Annotated in this window: 1 protein-coding gene; it reads left to right on the top strand. The window is 54.8% G+C overall.

Features of this window, described 5'->3' with window-relative positions; genetic code table 11:
* Positions 1 to 206 (top strand): hypothetical protein (locus tag AB9F27_RS22220; protein WP_369758249.1); only part of this gene is annotated, 206 nt, incomplete at its 5' end.
* Positions 207 to 219: the final 13 nt, after the last annotated feature.

The raw sequence follows: 219 nt of genomic DNA, 5'->3' as shown, positions 1-219 counted from the left end.
TTGTAATATCCATTGTGGATGGCTCCTTCTCTCTGTTGGGTCGTAACAGCACCAGCATGACACATTGCGATGCCGTTCGGGTGGAGCCGTCCACACCATCAGACAAACTCGAACTCGTCTCGGCCAGGCCAGTACCCCTGCCCGTTTATGCCGCACAAAGACCGCGCCACTCTGTGAGCGCGGCAGTGCGATTGGCTTTGAAATGATCTCTTTGGGAAA

The organism is Falsihalocynthiibacter sp. CO-5D18 (assembly GCF_041205445.1).
In the GTDB taxonomy this organism is placed as follows: domain Bacteria; phylum Pseudomonadota; class Alphaproteobacteria; order Rhodobacterales; family Rhodobacteraceae; genus Falsihalocynthiibacter; species Falsihalocynthiibacter arcticus.
This window is presented reverse-complemented; position numbering and strand designations above follow the sequence as displayed.